This is a genomic window from Syntrophotalea carbinolica DSM 2380 (assembly GCF_000012885.1).
GTDB classification, from domain to species: Bacteria; Desulfobacterota; Desulfuromonadia; order Desulfuromonadales; family Syntrophotaleaceae; genus Syntrophotalea; species Syntrophotalea carbinolica.
The window spans coordinates 777,481-798,033 of record NC_007498.2; the positions used below are offsets into that span (position 1 = coordinate 777,481).

The window sequence follows — 20,553 nt, forward strand, 5'->3', positions numbered from 1 at the left end:
ACACGGCTGAAAAGGTTTGACTCTCCTCGGGCAGGTTTCGTAAACTGGCGCGATATATATAAAATATAGGGAGTTTATTTTATGCTGCGTACCTTGTTTTATGCCGTTACCTTTGTGCCCTGGACTCTGCTCGTTATCTTGACAGGGTTGCCGTTTTCCTACGTTCACAAGAACTTCCTGCATAGCTATGCCACCTTTTGGGCCAAGGTAAGCCTGCGGTTGGCCGGTGTGCGGTTGGTGGTGGAAGGCCGGGAGAATCTGCCAGCGGAGGGCGCCGTGGTGTTTATGCCCAATCACCAGAGCAACTTCGACATTCTGGCTCTGTTTGCGGCGTTGTCGAGGCAGTTTCGCTGGTTGGCCAAGGAAGAGTTGTTTCACATTCCGCTGTTCGGGTTGACCATGCGGCGCGCCGGCTATATTCCGGTTGACCGCTCCAATCGCAAAAAGAGTGTGGAGAGTATGCGCCACGCCATCGAGCGCATTTCCGACGGAACCTCGGTAGTGATTTTCCCCGAGGGTACGCGCTCGCCGGATGGGCACTTAAAGGAATTCAAGGCCGGCAGCTTTACCCTGGCCATTCAGGCGCAGGTGCCTATCGTTCCCATTGCCATCACCGGCAGTCGCGATGTCATGCCGAAGCACAGTCGCTGGATTCGCGGCGGCCGCGTAACCGTAACCATCATGCCGCCTGTATCGACCGCAGACCGGGCGGTCAAGGAACGTAACGAGCTGATGCAGGAAGTTCGCGGCCCTATTGAGGCGCTGGTGGAAAAGGCCCTGCAATCATGACCGAGGCGTTTGCCGCGACATGGCAACCTTTGCCGCCCGAGGCGGTGCGGATTCTGCCGCTGGGAGGCCTGGGAGAAATCGGTCTCAACATGATGGTGGTGGAATACCGGGACGAGTTGCTGATTATCGACTGCGGCCTGATGTTTCCCGAACCGCACATGCCCGGTATCGATCTGGTGATCCCGGATATCAGCTGCCTGGAGGATCACACCCACCGCATTCGCGGCCTGGTGCTCACGCACGGCCATGAAGATCACATCGGTGCGGTGCCGTTTTTGCTCCGTAAGCTCGGCTTCCCGACGGTGTACGGTTCGCCTTTGACGCTTGGTCTGTTGCGCCACAGGCTGGCGGAACATGATCTTCTCGGGCTGGCCGAGCTTGTCGAGGTGGCACCCCGGCAGGCCCTTGAGCTGGGCGCCTTTCATGTCGAGCTGTTTCGCGTCACCCACTCCATCGTCGATGGCCTCGGTCTGGCTATTCGTACCCATATGGGCTGGATTGTTCACACCGGTGATTTCAAGTTGGATCAGACCCCTGTCGACAATCAGCCGACCGATCTGGTACGGCTGGCTGCCTACGGCGAAGAAGGGGTACTGCTGCTGCTGTCCGATTCCACCAATGTGGAAAAAAAAGGATTTACCCTCTCGGAGCGGGAAGTGGCGACGGCGTTTGGCGAGATTATGCCGCAAGCCAGGGGCCTGGTGGTGGTGGCCACCTTTTCGTCCAACATCCATCGGATTCAGCAGGTGGTACAGGCGGCCGTCGCGTGTGGACGCAAAGTCGTCATCACCGGCCGCAGCATGGAAGCCAATACCCGCATTGCCCGGGAGTTGGGGTATCTGAAGATTCCCGACGATGTGTTGATCGATGTCAGGCAGGCCCGGGATCTGCCGCGTCACCGCGTCGCCATGTTGACGACCGGTAGTCAGGGTGAGCCGCAGAGTTGTCTGGTGCGCATGTCCAGAGATGAGTTCAAGCAGCTGCCCCTGGAAAAGGGGGACACGGTCATCCTTTCTTCCAAGTTTATTCCCGGCAACGAAAAGGCCATCAACCGGCTGATCAATCATCTGTACCGCCGCGGCTCTGAAGTGTTCTATGAAACCACCAGCGAAGTGCACGTGTCGGGACACGCCAGTCAGGGGGAACTGAAAATGGTTCTGTCGCTGGTGCGGCCCGATTATTTCGTGCCTATTCACGGTGAATACCGGCATTTGGTCAAACATGCCGAGCTGGCGCGCGGCATGGGGGTGGCCGGGGAGTGCATCGAGGTGCTGGAAGACGGTTATCCGCTTTGTGTTTCCGCCGATGGGCTGGTGCGCGAGCCGCGACTGGAGACGGGACGCGTGCTGGTCGATGGACGTGGCGTCGGTGATGTGGGGCACATGGAGTTGCGCGATCGGCGCCATGTCGCCAACCATGGCCTGGTGGTGGTGATGTTGACCGTCAGTACCTCGGACGGCAGCATTCTGTATGGACCGGAGCTGCTGACCCGGGGGTTTGTCGCCGAAGAAGAAACCGACCTTCTGGAAGCCGCCCGGAGTCAGCTTTGGGAAACCCTGGAGGAGATTGCGCCGGAAACCTCCGGGGAACGGGAAACCCTGGAGGTGGAGGTGCGCAAGTGTCTGCGGCGCTTTTTCAACCGCAGCGTTGAACGTCGTCCCCTTATTCTGCCGATTATCCTTGAACAGTAGTGCCGTATAGCGTCGCTACCCTTTTAAAAATAGAGAGTGCCAATGAGTTTTTTGCATGCTATTCTGTTAGGCCTGTTACAGGGGCTTACCGAGTTTCTACCCGTTTCGTCCAGTGGCCACCTGGCCATTGCCCAGCATTTTCTGCCCGGATTCAGTCAGCCCGGCGTTTTGTTCGATGTGCTGCTGCATGCCGGAACCATGGCGGCGGTGCTGGTGTATTTTCGTTACGACTGCCGCCACCTGGCCTTGGCTTATTTCAGGCCGCACGAGGAGGCGCATCAATACCGGCGTCTGTTACGGTTGCTGATTATCGCTACGGTGCCCACGGCCATTATCGGTTTGAGTTTCAAGGATTTTTTTGTGGGCGCGTTTCACAACCTGCCCCTGATCTCGCTGATGCTGGTGGTGACCGGAGGGCTGCTGTTTTTTTCCGAGCGGCTTCGCAAAAACGGCCGCAGCCAGGGGCATTTGCAGCATTGGGATGCGTTGATCGCCGGTGTGGCCCAAGCCGGTGCCATCATGCCGGGTATTTCGCGGTCGGGATCGACCATCTCCGTGCTGTTGTTCAAGGGGGTTTCCGGGGAAACCGCCGCGCGATTTTCCTTCTTGATGGCTCTTCCTGCGGTATTCGGGGCCACATTGGTTTCGCTGCTTGAATGGCCTGCCGGAGTCTCTGCGGAGATCCCGGTTTATGCGGCCGGCGCCGTGATGGCCTTTCTCAGCGGACTGGCTTCCATTCATCTGCTGATGGGGGTTGTGCGTCGTCGTCGCCTGTACGCCTTCGCTGTCTACTGTTGGCTGATGGGAGGCATGTTTTTTGCTATATCCTCATAGTGATTCCGCCGCTTCGTTGAAAACATCGGGGCGGATCGGACCGGTTCTTTTCCCATTCCTTCTGTCCCGGGCCAGAGGCGTATTATGAGCAAGGAGCAGACGGCCACATCGGCTGCAACATTCAAAGAGCGATTCAAGTACGAGTTTCTGGGGGTGTTCTGGCTGGCAGCCGGTGTGCTTCTGGTGCTTGCACTGGTCTCGTTCAACGGCAATGATCCCTCCATCAACAATGCTTCCCATTCCTCCCCGCCCCACAACCTCGCGGGAGTGGTCGGTGCCTATCTGGCGGATCTGCTGTTTCAGGGATTTGGCCTGGCGGCTTTGCTGTTGCCGGTGGGTGCCTTCGGCCTGGCCTGGCATTATTTCGCCTGCAGGCAAATCCAATTTAGGCCGTTAAGGGCCGCGGCTTTTTTCTGCATGCTGCTGTCGCTGGATGGCCTGATTGCCCTGGAATTCCGTGCTGCATCATGGTTCGGCGAACCGATCGGCGAGGCCGGCGGCCTCGCCGGCCGACTGCTGGCCAATCTGCTGGCCTCCGGGCTGAATACGGCCGGATCGGCGATTCTGCTGGTGGTGATGTTGCTCGTGTCCCTGATGCTGGCCGTGCGTTTTTCGCTGGTGCTGGTGTTCGATCAGTTGCTCGCTAAGTGGGGGACTTTCCTGGAGGGCCGTCAGCAGCAGCGCATCGCACGCAAGGAGGCCGCCCGGAAAAAACGAGCCAAGATCGCCGAGGGACCGGTTATTGCCCCCACCCAGAAAGCGTCCCCTGTACCCTCTAAACCCAAACAAAAGCGTTTGAACAAACCGGTGCAGGAGGCTTTCGATTTTATCGAGTGCAGTGGCAGTTACCAGCGCCCCCCATTGAGTCTGCTGGATCATGAAGAAGAGGGGCCGCTGCCTGTCGATCGCGAAGCGCTGGCCATGAACGCGCGTATCTTAGAGAAAAAGCTCAAGGATTTCGGCGTGGACGGGGAGGTCACCGAGGTCAAACCCGGCCCCGTCGTGACCATGTACGAGTTTGCGCCGGCACCTGGTGTCAAGGTCAACAAAATAGCCGGCCTGGCCGATGATCTGGCCATGGCCCTGTCGGCCATCGCCATTCGCATCGTGGCGCCGATTCCCGGCCGTCCGGTGGTCGGTATCGAAATTCCCAACAAACAGCGTGAAACGGTGTATCTCAAGGAAATCTTCACCGCTGAGCAGTTTCAGAAATTCGGCGGCCGGTTGCCCATGGCGCTGGGCAAGGATATCTTCGGTAATACCGTGGTGTCCGATCTGGCCAAGATGCCGCATCTGCTGGTAGCGGGCGCCACCGGCAGCGGTAAATCGGTGTCCGTCAATACCATGATTCTGTCGCTGTTGTACTGCGCCGCGCCGGAAGACGTGCGCATTATTCTTATCGATCCTAAAATGCTGGAGCTCTCCATCTACGAGGGGATTCCGCATCTGCTGTTGCCGGTGGTGACCAATCCCAAAAAGGCTGCTATGGCATTTGCCTGGGCGGTGCGTGAAATGGAGCGGCGTTACCGCCTGATGGCCGATAAAGGGGTGCGCGATGTTGACGGTTACAACAAGCGTCTGGAAAAAGAAGCCAAGCAGGCTCCTGCGGCTCCGGCCGAAAGCGATTTGCAGGACGTCGAGGTTGTAGACGATACGGAAGTTGTGGCCGATGGCGAAGTACTCGACCACGGCCATTTGCCGCGTATCGTGGTGATTGTCGACGAACTGGCCGATTTGATGATGGTGGCGGGTCGAGAAATCGAGGAGTCCATTGCACGTCTGGCACAGATGGCCCGTGCTGCCGGTATCCATCTGATCCTGGCGACCCAGCGCCCGAGTGTCGATGTTATTACCGGGTTGATCAAGGCCAACCTGCCGACCCGGATTTCCTTCAAGGTGTTTTCACGAATCGATTCCCGTACCATTCTTGATCAGATGGGCGCCGAAAACCTCCTCGGCATGGGGGATATGCTGTTCCTGCCGCCGGGTACGGGCGCATTGCAACGTGTCCACGGTGCTTTCGTGTCCGAAAAAGAGGTCAAGCATGTGGTCGATTTCCTCTCCGAGCATGGCCAGCCGGAATACGACTCCTCGATCCTCGAGACCCCGGCCGGAACCGATGGCGGCGGCAGTGAGGACGAAGAGGTCGATGAGAAGTGGGACGAGGCTCTGGCCATGGTGGCCGATACGCAACAGGCCTCCATTTCCATGCTTCAGCGACGATTGCGTGTCGGTTACAACCGGGCCGCGCGCATGATCGAAAAGATGGAACAGGAGGGTATTGTCGGACCTTCGGACGGTACCAGCCGGCCGCGGGAAGTGTTTATCAATAAGCTCTAGCGGTTTGTGAGGAAATCCATAGGCTCAAGGTCTTGTCTGTTTGATCGGGGGGGGGATGACGGAAATTTTGTGGTGGTACTGGGTGGTGTTCGGTCTGGTGTTGGTGGCTTTGGAGTTGGTAATCCCCTCCTTTACCATTATCTGGTTCGGGCTCGGAGCCTGTTGCGTGGGGTTACTGATGTTGCCTTTCCCGACGCTGCCGTTGGCCGGGCAGTTGCTTCTTTGGGGCGGTTTTTCGACCTTGTGGACCGTTTTGTGGTTTCGCAGGTTCAAGCCGTATATGACCGATCGTACCAAGGCCGGCATGTCCAAGGATGCCATTATCGGCGAAACCGGCATCGTGATTCAGGCTGTGCAACCGCCCCATGTCAAGGGGCGCATTCGTTTTGTCGTACCCTTGCTGGGAGATGAAGAGTGGCCCTGCATTTGCGATGAGGCACTCAAGGCCGGTGACGAAGCACGAGTACTCGATATCGAGGGCCATGTGTTGCGCGTGGCAAGGAAGTAACCGACGCCGGCACCTGATCGGCGAAAAAAAACGACCATTATCCGTTTTATATGGGCAGTTTTATTGTTGTAGTCAATTTACTCAGGGAGGTAGGAACATGGGCTTTTTTCTGGCCGCAGTGCTGATGATGCTGGTCTTCTTGACCATTTTTTTGGGGGTGCGCATCGTTCCCCAGGGGTACAAGTTTGTGGTGCAGCGTTTGGGGAAGTATCATAAGACGCTCAACCCCGGTCTTAATTTCGTTATTCCCTATCTGGATACCATTGCCTATCGGGTTCTGACCAAAGATATCTCTCTGGATATTCCCAGCCAGGAAGTTATTACCAAGGATAACGCCGTTATCATGACCAATGCTATCGCCTTCATCAGCATTATTGATCCTCCCAAGGCGGTGTATGGTATCGATAACTACAGTATCGCCATTACCAACCTGGTGCAGACCTCTTTGCGCAGCATTGTTGGTGAAATGAACCTGGACGATGCCTTGAGTTCGCGGGATATGATCAAGACGCGACTGAAAGAAGCGATTTCCGATGATGTGGCGGCATGGGGTATCGTGGTCAAAACGGTGGAAATCCAGGATATCAAACCCTCCCAGACCATGCAGATGGCCATGGAGCAGCAGGCCGCGGCCGAGCGTACCCGCCGTGCCGCGATCACCGAGGCGGAAGGCAAGAAGGCCGCTGCAGTGCTGAATGCCGAAGGCGCCAAGGAAGCTGCCATCCGCGAGTCGGAAGGTAACCTGGAAGCGTCCCGGCGGGATGCCGAGGCGAAGATGATTCTGGCCGACGCTACCCGCGAGGCCATTGCCCGGGTGACCGCCGCGATCGGCGATAAGCAATTACCCGCCACCTATCTGCTTGGTGAGCAGTATGTCAAGGCGGTGCGGGATCTCTCCGCATCGGGCAACGCCAAGATGGTGGTGCTGCCTTCCGATGTGTTGCAGGCGGTGAAGGGGCTGTTGGGCAAATAAGGCGTTATTCGCCAAAGCATTGATACGAAAAAGGGGAGCGGCTTTGCCGCTCCCCTTTTTTGCGATCTGGTTGTGTCGACCCCCCTTGCCAGGGAGCTGTCTGCTTATCTCCGGAGGTGGTGGTGTGCAGGTTCGGGTGCGCGAAACGATCCGAACGGGGGTGGAGACCGCTAGGTCCGGATCGGGATCAATTCGCCTCGATGGCCTGGGATTCAGGCGTTTCGTCTGAACCCTCGACTTCGCTGCTTTCGACTTTGGCTACGTGGCGCAGTTGAAAGCGTCTGACAGCGGCATTGTGCTCTCGCAAGGTACGCGAAAACTGGTGGCTGCCATTGCCCTTGGAAACAAAATAGAGATAGGCCACGTTGGCCGGATTGGCCGCTGCGCGCAGGGCCCGGGCGCCGGGGTTGGCAATGGGGCCGATGGGCAAACCGCGCTGGGTATAGGTGTTGTATGGCGTGTGGGTGCGCAGGTCGCGGCGGGTCAGGTTGCCGTTGAAATTTTCAATACCGTAAATAACGGTGGGATCGGCCTGCAGGGGCATGTTGCGTTTCAGGCGGTTGTGGAAAACGGCCGAGATAACCGGCATTTCCGATTTTCTGGCGGTTTCTTTTTGAATGATGGATGCCATTGTTACCAGCTGATGGCGGTCGAGGCCGAGAGCTTCGGCTGACTCAACTACTTGTTGAGGCAGGTGCTTTTTAAATTGATCCACCATGAAACGCAGCAGATGCCGACTGGGCAGGTTGGCCCCGAAACGGTAGGTTTCGGGGAACAGGTAGCCTTCCAGGGTGGGTGCATCGATGCCGAGTTTGTGCGCAAACGCAGGATCCGTGGCCAGTCGCAGGAATTCCTTATGATCGGTGTAGCCGGCTTGCTCCAAACGCTCGGCGATCTGTACCGTGGTCAAACCCTCCGGCAAGGTGACGCGCAGTCGCAGGGTGTCGCCCGCAATAAGCCGATCGAGTACCTGCCCAGGCCGGGTCGCGGCGGCAAAATTGAAGTCACCGGCCTGTACCTGGCGGGCGGCGCCGCGCAGAGTTGCCAGTATCTTGAGGTTGAACGCACTGCTGACGATGCCCTGCCGTTCCAGATTGCTGGCGATCCGGCTGAACGACTGGCCCGGCTCAACGGTAATGATGGTCGGAGCTTGTGGCAGGATGGGGCGCAGAACAAACAAGCCGAAGGGCAAGCCGAAGACAAGCGTTGCCGTCAGTACTACAGCGGCACTACTTAAAAGTAGGGGACGTATTCTCATGACTCCATGAGGCCATTCCGAAGCGGCTGCTGCTCGCGGAAAAGAGCAGCGGCGGCATCGAGCGTCAGGCCTTAAAACGGTTTTCGCTGCCGTTAAGCAGGCGTTGGATGTTCTGGTGATGGCGGCATATGACAATCAGGCTGATAAACATGGTGGTCGCAACCAGCGCTGGATTGCCCTCTGTGAAGTATACCAGAATTGGAATAGCTGCGGCGGCGCAGATGGAGCCGAGGGATACGTAACGCCATTTCCATACCAACAGGGCGAAGACGGCGAAGGCTCCCAGCACGGCCAGGGGCGAGAGGACCAGGAAGATGCCCAGCGCGGTGGCTACGCCTTTACCGCCCTTGAATTTCAGGTACACCGGATAGCAGTGTCCGATAAAGGCTGCGGCGGCCACGGCCCCCACCTGTGCATCTCCCAGATCAGTCAGCTTGATGGCGATCAATACCGGGACGGCACCTTTCAGCGCATCGCCGATCAAGGTCAGAACGCCGAGCTTTTTGCCGGCCACCCGGTAGACGTTGGTGGCACCGATGTTGCCGCTGCCTGAATTGCGGATATCGCTGGCGCCGACCAGTCGCGTAAGAACTACGCCGGTGGGGATGGCTCCGATCAGGTAGGCGGCAAGTAACATTATGTAGAAACTTGTCATGACAGACTCCATATACCAAAAAAGCGGCCATGGCCGCTTCGACGTAAGATAGAAAGTCGGGAGACGGAAAAAGTCGGCGGCCCCCCGGATTTCGCTGCCCGCGACGACTTATTCTTTGCGCAGCTGAAGAGCGAAATTTACCAATAAGACGAACCCGCTTTGTATCATGCTGCCGGATAAAAGGCAAGAACCTTGCCGGAGCGCAGCGGCTGGCGGGAAGGAAACGGTCCCATAAAAATAAAAAGCCCCACTCCCTGTGAAGGGGTGGGGCTAACCGTTTTCGGGGAAACGGTAATCTTTGGTCGGGATGACTGGATTTGAACCAGCGGCCCCCTGCTCCCGAAGCAGGTGCGCTACCAGACTGCGCTACATCCCGTTCTGACTGGACGCAAATAACTATCACGCCTCGCCGCAAATTGCAACCCCCTTTTTCCATTCCCGATACCTGTCGGCACTCCGAATGCCGTATCTCATCCCCGTAACGCAAATATAGCTGCACTTTAACTGCAGGTTAACATTCGGATTGCATAGTCCACTCGCTCGATGAGCAGGTCGTGCCGCAAGGCATCTTTATCTATTTTTTTGTTTACATGACTGAAAGGAGTACCAACCGTGAAGAAGTGGCAAGTTCTGTTAGCGGCCGTGTTGGGGGCAGCGTTGGCAACCCCGGCCATGGCTATCAATGTGGAGTGGCATGGGGATCTGAACAATCGCTTTTCGTACAGCACCCAGGCGGATCTTTCCAAGAGGACCGTCAAGGACAGCGCCAAATACGTCAGCATCGGCGGGGCCAGCAGTTATTCCAATCTCAAAAACTCGGGAGCAACCAAAAAAGGCGAAAATGACAGCGATTTTTTCGGCGAGCTCAAGTATCGCATGTGGTTGCAGGCTTCCGATGACGAAAACAAAGTCAAGGGCGTGGTAGCTTTTGAGTTCGGTTCCTCCAAGTTCGGCGGTGAAGGCGCTGATTTCGGCGGCGACGATAACGTTTTCGAACTGCGCTGGGCTTATACCGACATCGAGGTGCCTTTCGATCCGGCTTCCCGCCTGACCGTCGGTCTGCAGCCGGTCGGCTACAATGCACTGCTCTGGTCCGACAATGCCGCCGGTGTCAAATGGAAGCGCAAAAGCGGTTCCTGGACGTACTCTCTTGGCTGGTTCCGTGACGATGTGGCCAGCAACAAGGTCGCCGGTGGTGACGACAAGAGCGATTATGATGACGCTTATGCCGCCGATCTGACCTATCGGTTCGAAAACGGTAACTCCCTCAATACCTTCGTCGTTTTCATGGATTCGGGAGAAGTCGATAGCGAAGTCGACGATGTTGTGACCAACGCTCAGGATACCGAAATCTGGCTGGGACTTTCCGGCAAGGGTAAATGGGGCGCGCTTTCCGGTACCGCCACCGGTATTTACCTGGTCGGGGAACTGTCCGCCGATGAAGGCGATTATGACCGCAGTGCCTTTTTGTTCCACGGGCAGCTCGATTATACGGTGGGTGCCAATACCTTCATCCTCGGCGGCCTGTACGCATCCGGCGATGACGATCCGAATGATGACGATCTGGAAAACTTCGATGTCATCGACATCTCCACCTCGATGCTCGGTTCGGTGGTTATTTTCGACAACTACTGCGACGACAACTCCTTCAGCCAGGCACCCTATATCTTCGACCAGGGATATAAACTGCTGTATGCCGGTTTGACCCACAAGCTGAACAAAAAGACCAAGGTGTGGGCCAAGTATTTCTGGCATAACACCGCCGAAGACGAGTTGCTCGGCGATGATGAAATCGGGCACGAGTTTGTGGCAGGTGTCAGCTACACCATCATGAAAGGTCTCAAAGCCGAAATCAATGCCGGTTACCTGGTCGGTGGCGATGCCTGGGATGCCCTGGGAACCGATGGCGACAGTGACGATGTCTTCCGTACCGATGCGCGCCTGCGTTTCAAATTCTAATCGCCTTAAGTAAAAATCCCGCCCCCAGCCCGGTCCTCTTCTCTTCTTCTCGGACCGGGCGGTTTTCCCGCCGTTGGCCGTCCGTTTTACGGACGGCCATTTTTTGATTGTACGCCAGGCATGGTGCGTAGTGCCTTGACCGACGCTGCTTTGGCTGCTGCGGTGGCCGTCGGATGGCCTGTAGCCATAACTTGACGAACCGGGGTTTTGAATGGAGTCGCGTCCGGAGAATAAACTGCCAGGTTCAACTATCTTCATTACCTTCTCTTGGCGAGAAGGTCGCTTGGCGGTATTCTAATACGAGCCTAACATTTGTGCGATACATGCTGAGGCGACAGACTCATTCAAGGAGAGGAGTTGGATTGCCCTATGGCAAAAAAACATATTCTGGTGGTAGAGGACGAAGAGGATATCCTTGCTTTGCTGCACTATAACCTGGTTCGGGAAGGATTTCGCGTATCCCTCGCCGGGACCGGCGAAGAAGGGCTCGAAACGTTGGCTGAAGATCCCCCCGATCTGGTGGTTCTGGATCTGATGTTGCCCGGTATGGACGGTTTGCAGGTCTGCCGGGCGCTTAAGGAAAATGCCGATACGCGGCATATAGCGGTGGTGATGGTGACCGCCAAGGGGGAGGAAGCGGACGTGGTGGCTGGTCTGGAACTGGGTGCCGACGACTATGTCACCAAGCCTTTCAGCCCCAAGATCCTCATTGCACGTATACGCTCGGTTCTGCGGCGCAGGGAAAGCGCCGACGAGACGGGTGCCGATCAGGTGGTGGTGCACATCGACGATTTGGTGATCCACCCGGGGCGCAACCAGGTGACCGTAAAAGGTGTGCCGGTCGATCTGACGTTTACCGAGTTTCGGGTTCTGCATTTTCTGGCCAGCCGGCCGGGGTGGGTCTTCACCCGCTACCAGATTGTCAATGCGGTGCGCGGCGATGATTATTCGGTCACCGACCGGGCGGTCGATGTGCAGATTGTGGGTTTGCGCAAGAAGTTGGGGGCGTACGGTAAATACATCGAGACAGTGCGGGGCGTCGGCTACCGCTTCAAGGGCTGAGTATGCGTAAAAAACCGCTTTTTTGGCAGATCTATCCATCCTATGTGCTTATTATCCTGCTTGCCATGGTGGCCGCGACCTGGCTTTTTTCGCACCAGTTGCGGGTGTTTTATCTGGGCCAGGTCAAAGCGGATCTCGAGGCAAGGGGTCATTTGTTCGAGAATCGGGTCGGCAGCATGCTGTCTTCCGATGATCACGCTGCCCTGGATGCGCTCTGCAAGGAGCTGGGAGAGCTTACCGCAACCCGCTTCACGGTGATTCTACCCTCGGGAGTGGTGGTCGGCGATACCCGGGAGGATCCACGGCGCATGGAAAATCATGCCGGGCGGCAGGAAGTGTCCCAGGCCTTGCGGGGGGAGGTGGCGCAGGCGGTACATTACAGTCGCACTTTGCAGAAACATATGATGTACGTGGCCCTGCCGGTTCGTAGCCAGGACCAGGTCATCGGTGTGGTTCGCACGGCGCGCGCGGTGAATGATATCCGCTGGGAGCTGGAGGCTGTCTACCGTGACGTGGTTATCAGCGGACTGCTCGTCGCTTTGGCAGCCGGCCTGGTCGGTTTGTATCTTTCCCGGCGCTTGAGTCGTCCGCTGGAATTGATGAAACGGGGTGCCGAACAGTTTGCCCAGGGGCGTTTCGATCATCAGCTTTCGGCGTCCGGGTCGCGGGAAATCTGCGCTCTGGCCGGAGCTATGAATGTCATGGCCGGGCAACTAGACGACCGCATCCGGACCATTATCCGTCAGCGCAACGAACAGCAGGCGGTATTGACCAGCATGGTGGAGGGGGTTCTGGCCCTCGACAACGACGAGCGTATCATTCACCTCAATCGCGCCGCGGCCGATCTGTTTCAGGTGTCTCCGGAGGCCGTGGAAGGACGTGGCATCCAGGAGGTGTTGCGCAAGGCCGGCCTGCAGCGATTTGTGGAGCGTGCCTTGTCCAGCAGAGTTCCCGTGGAAGGGGAAGTGGTGCTGCCCGGCACCGACGGCGATCGCTTTTTGCAGGCCCACGGAACCGTGCTCCAGGAAGAGGAAGGCCGGGGGATCGGGGTGCTGATCGTGCTCAACGATGTAACGCGGTTGCATCGGCTGGAAAATATCCGCCGGGATTTCGTCGCCAACGTTTCGCATGAATTGAAGACCCCGATCACCGGCATCAAGGGGTCGGTTGAAACCCTGCTCGACGGTGCCATGGAGCGCCCCGAAGATGCCGTGAGATTTTTGAGGATCATTGCCAAACAGGCCGAACGGCTCAATGCCATTATTGACGATCTGCTTGACCTGTCCCGCATCGAACAAGGTCAGAACGACCAGGCTCTCGAGCTGTCCATGGCGCCTGTCGTGCCGGTGTTGCAGGCGGCTGTACATGCCTGCGACATGAAGGCCAGGGATAAATCCATCGAGCTTGTGCTGTCGTGCGCTGCCGAGATCAGTGCGGAGATCAATCCGCACTTGCTGGAGCAGGCTGTCGTTAATCTTGTCGATAACGCCATCAAATACAGCGATGCCGGCGGAACCGTGTGGATCGAGGCGCGGCGTGACGCCCGGCAAACCGTTATTGAAGTCCGAGACCAGGGATGCGGTATCGACAACGAGCATCTGCCCCGTTTGTTTGAGCGATTTTATCGTGTCGACAAGGCCCGCAGTCGTCGTGCGGGCGGCACCGGTCTGGGACTGTCGATTGTCAAGCATATCGTTCAGGCCCATGGCGGGCGCGTAACGGTTGACAGCGAAGCGGGTAAGGGCAGTGTCTTCCGGATTATTCTGCCTCATGGTTAACGTCTTGGAATAACAGAACTTCAAGGCTTTTCAGGTTTGTCGGCAGGGCGTCCGGGCTTGCAAACTATTCATGTCAATCTAATATGAACCTAACACTTCATGACCAGAATGGCTCACGTTTCAAAGGTTATTGATTATTTCCCTTGTCAAATGATGAGCAACCGCATTTTCTCAAAAAAGGAGAGCAGAATGAGCATCAAGGTAGTGAAGGGTTGGAAAAAAGCCGTCGGCCTGGCGCTGGCGGCGGTTGTCGCAATGCCTTTGGTGGCATCCACCGGGCATGCCGCCAATATCAAGGTTGATCCCAAGCTGAAAAGCTATACCAAGGTTCAGGGGGTGTCGGGAAACCTGAACTCGATCGGTTCCGATACGCTCAATAATCTCATGGCCTTGTGGTCTGAAGGCTTCCGCAAGCAGTATCCTAATGTCAACATTCAGGTCGAGGGTAAAGGTTCCAGTACCGCACCTCCGGCGTTGGTTGAAGGGACTTCCCAGATCGGCCCCATGTCCCGCAAGATGAAGCGTGTGGAAATCGAAGCTTTCGAGAAAAAGCACGGTTTCAAGCCGACCATGATCGGCGTGGCCCTCGATTCCCTGGCGGTTTATGTGAACAAGGATAATCCTGTGGACAGTCTGTCCCTGCCCCAGGTCGATGCCATCTTCTCCAAAACCCGCAAGGGCGGTCATGCGCAGGATATCGTGACCTGGGGGCAGGTCGGCCTCACCGGTTCCTGGGCACAGCAGCCCATCAGTGTCTATGGCCGTAACAGCGCCTCGGGTACCTACGGTTACTTCAAGAAACATGCGCTGTTCAAAGGCGATTACAAGGATATCGTTAAGGAACAGCCCGGTTCGGCTTCTGTGGTACTGTCCGTTACGGAAGATCGCGGCGGTATCGGCTACTCCGGTATCGGCTACAAAACCTCCGGTGTCAAGGCGATCGCTCTGGCCAAGCAGGCAGGCGGCACCGCCTACGGGCCTACCTACGAAAACGTGCTGGCCGGCAAGTATCCCCTGGGCCGCATGCTCTACCTTTACGTGGCCAAAGCCCCCAACAAGCCGTTGGCCAAAAACATCGAACAATTCCTGAGATACGTGCTGTCCAAGGAAGGTCAGGAAATCGTGGTCAAAGACGGTTATCTGCCTCTCCCGGCGCAGGTTGTGGCCAAACAGCTGGAAGCTTTGAAGTAAAAATGCCGCCGTATATGGCCGCAATGGCCACGGCATATTAAATTACGCAAGCCTGCCGGTTCCTGGAGCCGGCAGGCACAGTTGCATTTTGAACAGATTGCATTGGTAAGGTGTCGATGAATCATAAAATCCTCAAACGGGTCAAGCGCAGGGACCGCATTGCCCGCCATGTCATCACCGTAGGCGGCATGGCGATCATTTTCAGCGTGCTGCTGATTCTTTTCCTCATCGCCCGTGTTACCTTTCCGCTTTTTCAGGGGGCACGGACGGATGAGGTCACCCAGTTTCCGTTGACCTCATCCGCACCGGCGACGTCACTTGTCGCAGCAGGTCTGGATGATTATCTGGAGTATCCCTTTGTGTTCGACGCACAAGGGGTGGTGCGCTTTTATGCGCCGCCCACGGGACGGGTTGCGCGGGAGATACGACTGGAACCTCCCGCGGCCGGCGCCACGGTAAAGTCCGTCGAGCGCTTTGCCGGGCTGTCTTTCGGCGTTCTGTGGGATGACGGATCGCAAACCCTCGAGCACGTCCGTTTTACGACAAGCTTCGATGAACAGGGCCGGCGTCTGCAGGATCAGCAGGTGGTGCGGTTGGCAGCCTTTCCCGCACCCCGCGAAGGTGCTGTCAAGCAGGCCCTGACACGGGTTTCCGAAGACGGCCGTCAGACGCAGGTGGCGCTGCTGGCGGACGGCAGCCTGCTGGTGCGACAGCATGTCGAGAGCGAAGACCTGTTCGGCAACCTGGAGACGGCGGATCACGCATTTACCCTGACCGGCCAGCCCGATGAGGCTGTCGCCGCTCTTGCCATGGATCACGCGGGCGGGGCACTGTACGCAGGTACCGACCAGGGCACGTTGTTGCGTTGGGATCTCTCCGAGCCGGGCGAGGCGGAGCTTCTCGATCGATTGCCCGCTTTTCCGGATCGCAGAGCCATTACCGCGCTGGCCCTGGTTTTCGGAGATGTGTCGCTGGCTGTCGGCGATGCCAAAGGAGGGCTTTCCACCTGGTTCCCGGTGCGCGTATCGGAACAGGCGCAGGGCAAGCATCTACAGCGCATACACACGCTGACCTCCCACAATGCGGCGGTAAAGACCATCTATCCCTCGTTGCGGGATAAATCCCTGATAAGCGTCGATGCGGCCGGTGTGCTGCATCTGGATCATATGACCAGTGAGCGTCACTTGCTCAGTCTTCAGACCCGGGCTCCGATGCTGAACAGTACCCTGTCCCCCGACGGACGCGGTCTGTTTGCAGTCGATGCCGATGGCATGGCGTATTTGTGGAGGGTGCATAATCCGCATCCGGAAGTCGGATGGAAGACCCTGTTCGGCAAGGTGTGGTACGAGGGGTACGACGAGCCGGGGTACGTGTGGCAGTCGTCGGCGGCCACGGACGATTTCGAACCGAAAATGAGTCTTACGCCTCTGATTTTCGGTACCATAAAGGGCACTCTCTATGCCATGTTGTTTGCTGTGCCGTTGGCGATCCTGGGGGCCATTTACACCAGCCAGTTCGGGCATCCCCGGTTGCGTGGCATGATCAAGCCGGCGGTCGAGGTGATGGCGGCCATACCGTCGGTCATCATCGGTTTTCTGGCGGCTTTGTGGCTCGCGCCCCTGCTGGAAAAATCGATTCCATCCCTGTTTTTAAGTCTGGCTTTTGTGCCGTTGTTCCTGCTCGGGGCCATGATCCTGTGGCAGTTCGTCTGTAAAAGTCCGCGCTTCAAAAATCTGGATCGCGGTCTGGAGTTTCTGCTTCTGGCACCGGTGCTTATCGCCGCAGTGTTTTGTGCTGTCAAGCTGGGGCCGGTGGCGGAGACGGCACTTTTTGGCGGTAATTTCAAGCTCTGGCTGTTTAGCGAAACCGGCATTCGTTACGATACCCGGAACAACATCATTATCGCTTTCGCCCTCGGTTTTGCTGTGATTCCGATTATCTTCACCATGGCCGAGGACGCCCTTTCCAATGTACCGGGGAGCCTCAAGGCAGCGTCCCTGGCCCTTGGTGCCAGCCGTTGGCAGACGGTCTGGCGGGTGATTCTGCCGTCGGGCAGTCCCGGTATTTTCGCCGGCACCATGATCGGTTTTGGCCGTGCCATCGGTGAAACCATGATCGTACTGATGGCCACCGGCAACACGGCCATCATGGACTGGAGTATTTTTAACGGCATGCGGCCGTTGTCATCGAATATCGCGGTCGAAATACCCGAAGCGCCAGTCGGCGGGACCCTTTATCGGGTGTTGTTCCTTTCCGCCGTTATTCTGTTTGTCATGACTTTTATTCTGAATACCGTTGCCGAGCTGGTGCGTCAGCATTTGCGTAAAAAATACGGCCGGTTTTGACAGGATTGCATATGAAAAGTTTTTGGAAAAAAGGCGAGCCGTTTATCTGGCTGACCGGTGCGGCATTATCCGTCACCCTGCTGATGGCGGCTGTGCTGATCGTAGTGGTGCTGGTTAACGGTCTCGGGGTTTTCTGGCCATCGCGGGTGGCGACAGCGACACTGCACGACGGTGGTTCCGTCATGGGCGAAATCATGCGCCGCGAACCGGTTTATGAAGGACAGGGCGAGCGTTTGCAGTTCAAGGTCGGCAATCGCGAACTCTACGGCCTCGATTTTCGCTGGGTCGACGAATCCGATATTTCAAGCATCGAGTATCTCGACGATGCGGTTGTGCTGGAGCGTATGGAGTACGGCAATTTTTACGGCTGCATCGTCGGTTTGAGTCCCGAGGCCCTGGCGGTTACCACTGGCGAGGAACCGATGCGGCAATTGCGGCAGGCCCATGAATATGTCCTGCAGCAAAAGGAGCATCTCGAAGCACTGGATGAAAAGGTTGCGGCTGTCAGTTACCGCATGGAGCGTCTCCAGCGTAAAGAGAAAAGTCTGCTTTACAAGGGGCGTAAAGCAACCGATGCCGACATTGTCGCGCTCCGGCAGCAGCAGGACGGCGAGCAGCAGGAGTTTCACCGGCTGCTTTTGCGACAGTCGGAAATGGCGGCCAAGGTGCATGCCTACCGCGCCACTTTTGCCGATGCTTCGGGCAGCGAACGGAGCATGCCGCTGATGGATCTGGTGCGTTTTTATCAGCCCAACAGCATGTCCGTTTTCAATAAGGTGCATTATTACCTGATAAAATTGGTAGAACTGTTTTGCGACTCGCCCCGTGAGTCGAATACCGAAGGTGGGCTTTTCCCGGCCATTTTCGGCACGGTCATGCTGATTTTTATCATGAGTCTGTTTTCCTTTCCTCTCGGAGTGCTGGCAGCCGTTTATCTGCGTGAGTATGCCAGGGAGGGTCTGATTGTACGCTTGGTGCGTATTGCCGTGAACAATCTGGCCGGTATCCCCTCCATCGTGTACGGGATTTTCGGGCTGGCTTTTTTCGTCTATGGCATCGGCGGCAGTATCGACAGGATGTTTTTTCCGGAGCAGTTGCCGACCCCGACCTTCGGCACCGGCGGCATTTTGTGGGCCAGTCTGACCCTTTCGTTACTGACCGTGCCGGTGGTCATCGTGGCCACGGAAGAAGCTCTCGGCGCAATTCCTGCCGGTGTGCGCGAGGGATCGTTGGCTTTGGGGGCGACCAAATTCCAGACCCTGACGAGAATATTACTGCCCATGGCCTCTCCGGGGATCATGACCGGGCTGATCCTGGCCATGGCGCGCGCCGCCGGCGAAGTCGCGCCGCTGATGATTACCGGCGTCGTCAAGATCGCACCGGCGCTGCCGGTGGACGGTACGTTTCCCTTTGTGCACCTGGATCGCAAATTCATGCACCTCGGGTTTCATATCTACGATATCGGCTTTCAGTCGCCCAATGTCGAGGCCGCCAAGCCGATGGTGTTTGTGACCACGTTGCTGTTGGTGCTTATCGTTCTGGTCATGAGCAGTGTGGCTATCTATCTGCGCAATAAAATGAAGAAGCGCTATACGTATGGGACATTTTAAGTAAGGTGAGGTTATGAGCGAAACACTTTCCGTCGCGGTGACGGATCCGATAGTCCAGGTCAAAAATCTGGCCTTTTATTATGGGGCTTCCAAGGCGTTGCACAATATCAGTCAGGACTTTCCGCGCAACAAGGTTACGGCATTGATCGGACCTTCGGGGTGCGGCAAGTCAACCCTGCTGCGCTGCCTTAACCGGATGAACGATCTGGTGGACGGGGCGCGTGTGGAGGGCAGCATCTTGTTGGATGGTACCGAGGTCAACACCCCGGCCATGGATGTCATCGAGCTTCGGCGCAGGGTCGGCATGGTTTTTCAGAAATCCAACCCGTTTCCCAAGTCCATTTACGAAAATGTCATTTACGGGTTGCGCATTGCCGGCGTTCGGGACAAGGCGGTGTTGGATCAGGCGGTGGAGCAGAGTCTGCGCAGTGCGGCGCTATGGGATGAAGTCAAGGACCGGCTGCATGAATCGGCCCTGGGGATGTCCGGCGGACAGATGCAGCGCCTGTGTATTGCGCGTGCCATTGCCGTCAACCCCGAGGTGGTGCTGATGGACGAACCCTGCTCGGCCCTTGATCCCAAGTCCACGGCGCGGGTCGAGGAGTTGATCAGCGAGTTGCGCGAGAAGTACACCATCATTATCGTCACCCACAATATGCAGCAGGCCGCAAGGGTTTCCGATTACACGGCTTTTCTGTTCGAAGGGGTGTTGGTCGAATACGGTGTCACTGAAGATCTGTTTGTCAAACCGCGGAACAAGCAGACCGAGGACTACATTACGGGGCGCTTCGGCTGAGGCCTAAAACATCAAAGAGGTAAGAATGCATATTGCACGGGAAATCGATAGTCTTAAAAAACGGGTGCTGACTCTCAGTGCCATGGTCGAAGAGAGTTTCGACCGTTCGGTTGTGGCCCTTAACCGTATGGACGCTGCTCTTGCCCGGCAGGTGATCGACGCGGATGAGCTGGTCGACCAGACCGAGGTCGATATCGAGGAGGAATGTCTGAAGGTGCTGGCGCTGCATCAGCCGGTCGCCAACGATCTGCGGTTTATTGTCTCCATTCTCAAGATCAACAACGACCTGGAGCGTATCGCGGACCTGGCGGTGAATATCGCCGAGCGAGTGCTCGATCTGCTGAAGATGGAAAAGACGCCCATCCCCTTTGATTTCACGGGCATGTCAAGTAAAGTGCACGACATGGTCAAAATGAGCCTGGATTCCCTGGTCAACCTCGATCCGCAGCTTGCCAGGGAGGTCATCAGTCTCGACGACGAAGTCGATAGCATGCACCATGAGACGTATCGACTGGTCATCGATCAGATCGAACTGCATCCCGAGCGTATCCAGTCGTTGATCTGTTTTCTGGTCATCTCCCGTTATCTGGAGCGCATCGCCGACCAGACCACCAATATTGCCGAGGATACTCTGTATCTCATTGAGGGCAAGATCGTGCGACACCAGTATTAAGTTGCGGTGGATGCACATATGGATAGCTAAAAAGCCCCGCCGGACCGGCGGGGCTTTTTCAATAGTGGGTCTGGTTTCCCCATACGGAGTC

At 56.9% G+C, this 20,553-nt stretch carries 16 protein-coding genes and 1 tRNA gene; 14 read left to right on the plus strand and 3 right to left on the minus strand.

All coding sequences use genetic code 11. From position 1 onward, the window contains the following. The first annotated feature begins 81 nt into the window (after window positions 1-81). The 6 genes from PCAR_RS03970 to PCAR_RS03995 all read left to right on the plus strand — a co-directional run bounded on the left by PCAR_RS03970 (window position 82) and on the right by PCAR_RS03995 (window position 7,135). Window positions 82-789 (plus strand): lysophospholipid acyltransferase family protein, encoded by a 708-nt coding sequence (locus PCAR_RS03970; RefSeq protein ID WP_011340346.1) that lies wholly within the window; start codon window positions 82-84, stop codon window positions 787-789. Then, window positions 786-2,480 carry a ribonuclease J gene (locus PCAR_RS03975; protein ID WP_011340347.1) on the plus strand — a complete coding sequence of 565 codons (1,695 nt, stop codon included), beginning with the start codon at window positions 786-788 and terminating at the stop codon, window positions 2,478-2,480. The genes PCAR_RS03970 and PCAR_RS03975 overlap by 4 nt, the downstream gene beginning before the upstream one ends. A gap of 42 nt (window positions 2,481-2,522) precedes the next feature. After that, window positions 2,523-3,314, plus strand: coding sequence for an undecaprenyl-diphosphate phosphatase (locus PCAR_RS03980; RefSeq protein ID WP_011340348.1), 792 nt, complete (start codon window positions 2,523-2,525; stop codon window positions 3,312-3,314). A gap of 84 nt (window positions 3,315-3,398) precedes the next feature. Then, window positions 3,399-5,654, plus strand: coding sequence for a DNA translocase FtsK (locus PCAR_RS03985; protein WP_011340349.1), 2,256 nt, complete (start codon window positions 3,399-3,401; stop codon window positions 5,652-5,654). 55 nt (window positions 5,655-5,709) lie between these two features. Next, window positions 5,710-6,162, plus strand: coding sequence for an NfeD family protein (locus tag PCAR_RS03990; RefSeq protein ID WP_011340350.1), 453 nt, complete (start codon window positions 5,710-5,712; stop codon window positions 6,160-6,162). Window positions 6,163-6,259: 97 nt separating this feature from the next. Continuing rightward, entirely contained in the window at window positions 6,260-7,135 is an 876-nt protein-coding gene (locus PCAR_RS03995; protein WP_011340351.1) for an SPFH domain-containing protein, read from the plus strand. Window positions 7,136-7,322: 187 nt separating this feature from the next. On the opposite strand, the gene mltG is transcribed toward PCAR_RS03995, so the two are convergent. The 3 genes from mltG to PCAR_RS04010 form a co-directional block, all read right to left on the minus strand. Then, window positions 7,323-8,393 (minus strand): endolytic transglycosylase MltG, encoded by a 1,071-nt coding sequence (gene mltG, locus PCAR_RS04000; RefSeq protein ID WP_011340352.1) that lies wholly within the window; start codon window positions 8,391-8,393, stop codon window positions 7,323-7,325. 64 nt (window positions 8,394-8,457) lie between these two features. Beyond that, window positions 8,458-9,048: a glycerol-3-phosphate 1-O-acyltransferase PlsY gene (gene plsY, locus PCAR_RS04005; protein WP_011340353.1), complete on the minus strand. Its 591-nt coding sequence runs from the start codon at window positions 9,046-9,048 to the stop codon at window positions 8,458-8,460. Between the two features lie 299 nt (window positions 9,049-9,347). After that, window positions 9,348-9,424, minus strand: a tRNA-Pro gene (locus tag PCAR_RS04010). A 236-nt stretch (window positions 9,425-9,660) separates the two neighbouring features. Between PCAR_RS04010 and PCAR_RS04015 the strand changes: the two genes are divergently transcribed. The 8 genes from PCAR_RS04015 (at window position 9,661) to phoU (ending at window position 20,462) form a co-directional block, all read left to right on the plus strand. Continuing rightward, window positions 9,661-11,007, plus strand: coding sequence for a hypothetical protein (locus PCAR_RS04015; protein WP_011340354.1), 1,347 nt, complete (start codon window positions 9,661-9,663; stop codon window positions 11,005-11,007). A 369-nt stretch (window positions 11,008-11,376) separates the two neighbouring features. Further along, window positions 11,377-12,069, plus strand: a complete 693-nt coding sequence (locus PCAR_RS04020) for a response regulator transcription factor (RefSeq protein ID WP_011340355.1) — start codon at window positions 11,377-11,379, stop codon at window positions 12,067-12,069. Window positions 12,070-12,071: 2 nt separating this feature from the next. Next, a complete protein-coding gene (locus tag PCAR_RS04025; RefSeq protein WP_011340356.1) occupies window positions 12,072-13,847 on the plus strand; it encodes an ATP-binding protein in 1,776 nt (591 codons plus the stop codon). Between the two features lie 189 nt (window positions 13,848-14,036). Continuing rightward, entirely contained in the window at window positions 14,037-15,038 is a 1,002-nt protein-coding gene (locus PCAR_RS04030; RefSeq protein WP_011340357.1) for a PstS family phosphate ABC transporter substrate-binding protein, read from the plus strand. A gap of 116 nt (window positions 15,039-15,154) precedes the next feature. After that, on the plus strand, window positions 15,155-17,383 hold the full coding sequence (locus PCAR_RS04035) for an ABC transporter permease subunit (RefSeq protein WP_011340358.1): 2,229 nt from the start codon (window positions 15,155-15,157) through the stop codon (window positions 17,381-17,383). 11 nt (window positions 17,384-17,394) lie between these two features. After that, window positions 17,395-18,993, plus strand: coding sequence for a phosphate ABC transporter permease PstA (gene pstA, locus PCAR_RS04040; RefSeq protein WP_011340359.1), 1,599 nt, complete (start codon window positions 17,395-17,397; stop codon window positions 18,991-18,993). A gap of 13 nt (window positions 18,994-19,006) precedes the next feature. After that, on the plus strand, window positions 19,007-19,789 hold the full coding sequence (pstB, locus tag PCAR_RS04045; protein ID WP_011340360.1) for a phosphate ABC transporter ATP-binding protein PstB: 783 nt from the start codon (window positions 19,007-19,009) through the stop codon (window positions 19,787-19,789). A gap of 25 nt (window positions 19,790-19,814) precedes the next feature. Further along, entirely contained in the window at window positions 19,815-20,462 is a 648-nt protein-coding gene (gene phoU, locus PCAR_RS04050) for a phosphate signaling complex protein PhoU (protein ID WP_011340361.1), read from the plus strand. Window positions 20,463-20,553: the final 91 nt, after the last annotated feature.

Excerpts from the sequence above, each read along its gene's own strand:
- phoU (WP_011340361.1), top strand. The coding sequence starts at position 19,815 with ATGCATATTGCACGGGAAATCGATAGTCTTAAAAAACGGGTGCTGACT.
- PCAR_RS04025 (WP_011340356.1), top strand. The coding sequence starts at position 12,072 with ATGCGTAAAAAACCGCTTTTTTGGCAGATCTATCCATCCTATGTGCTT.
- PCAR_RS03985 (WP_011340349.1), top strand. The coding sequence starts at position 3,399 with ATGAGCAAGGAGCAGACGGCCACATCGGCTGCAACATTCAAAGAGCGA.
- PCAR_RS03970 (WP_011340346.1), top strand. The coding sequence starts at position 82 with ATGCTGCGTACCTTGTTTTATGCCGTTACCTTTGTGCCCTGGACTCTG.
- pstA (WP_011340359.1), top strand. The coding sequence starts at position 17,395 with ATGAAAAGTTTTTGGAAAAAAGGCGAGCCGTTTATCTGGCTGACCGGT.
- PCAR_RS04020 (WP_011340355.1), top strand. The coding sequence starts at position 11,377 with ATGGCAAAAAAACATATTCTGGTGGTAGAGGACGAAGAGGATATCCTT.
- PCAR_RS03975 (WP_011340347.1), top strand. The coding sequence starts at position 786 with ATGACCGAGGCGTTTGCCGCGACATGGCAACCTTTGCCGCCCGAGGCG.
- PCAR_RS03980 (WP_011340348.1), top strand. The coding sequence starts at position 2,523 with ATGAGTTTTTTGCATGCTATTCTGTTAGGCCTGTTACAGGGGCTTACC.
- plsY (WP_011340353.1), bottom strand. The coding sequence starts at position 9,048 with ATGACAAGTTTCTACATAATGTTACTTGCCGCCTACCTGATCGGAGCC.
- PCAR_RS03995 (WP_011340351.1), top strand. The coding sequence starts at position 6,260 with ATGGGCTTTTTTCTGGCCGCAGTGCTGATGATGCTGGTCTTCTTGACC.
- PCAR_RS04035 (WP_011340358.1), top strand. The coding sequence starts at position 15,155 with ATGAATCATAAAATCCTCAAACGGGTCAAGCGCAGGGACCGCATTGCC.
- PCAR_RS04030 (WP_011340357.1), top strand. The coding sequence starts at position 14,037 with ATGAGCATCAAGGTAGTGAAGGGTTGGAAAAAAGCCGTCGGCCTGGCG.
- PCAR_RS03990 (WP_011340350.1), top strand. The coding sequence starts at position 5,710 with ATGACGGAAATTTTGTGGTGGTACTGGGTGGTGTTCGGTCTGGTGTTG.
- pstB (WP_011340360.1), top strand. The coding sequence starts at position 19,007 with ATGAGCGAAACACTTTCCGTCGCGGTGACGGATCCGATAGTCCAGGTC.
- mltG (WP_011340352.1), bottom strand. The coding sequence starts at position 8,393 with ATGAGAATACGTCCCCTACTTTTAAGTAGTGCCGCTGTAGTACTGACG.